The sequence below is a fragment of the Paraburkholderia sp. SIMBA_030 genome, assembly GCF_046535245.1.
In the GTDB taxonomy this organism is placed as follows: domain Bacteria; phylum Pseudomonadota; class Gammaproteobacteria; order Burkholderiales; family Burkholderiaceae; genus Paraburkholderia.
This window is the reverse complement of record NZ_JAWRXB010000111.1, coordinates 1-404: the sequence shown is the minus strand read 5'-3', so window position 1 is coordinate 404 and position 404 is coordinate 1. Positions and strand designations below refer to the sequence as shown.

Sequence of the window (404 nt, the reverse complement as noted above, 5' to 3'; positions counted from 1 at the left end):
ATTTTCAATTGGTTTCAAGTTGTATTGCGCATTTGCTCTAACAATTACAGATTTTCCAGAACTAGAAGGTCTTGCAGTAACAGTCATTCTAACTTTATTACCGCTGACTAGTCTGGTAGCTGAAACTGTACCAAGATCTGTATCAGCTTTATCAATGACAAAACTCAAATCTTGTAAGGTTGATATTACATTTCTAAGTACTATAGTTTTATCACTGGTATCAAAAGCTCGCGTTTGCGTACTGCGTAGCTCTACTTGATTGTCAGCGCCCAAAATTCTAGCATCATGTGTTGCACAACCTGTAATAGCGAGGAAGGCAGCGAAAAAAGTTATTTTTAATGATTTCATATTTCCTGAGCCTCTAAAAATACTGATTTAGATAATTTACTGAAGAATTCAACATA

At 35.1% G+C, this 404-nt stretch carries 1 protein-coding gene; it reads right to left on the bottom strand.

Annotated features, from left to right (window positions below):
* On the bottom strand, nt 1-348 hold a 348-nt coding region (locus tag SB772_RS39255; protein WP_410838424.1), incomplete at its 3' end, for a hypothetical protein.
* Between the last annotated feature and the right edge of the window lie 56 nt (nt 349-404).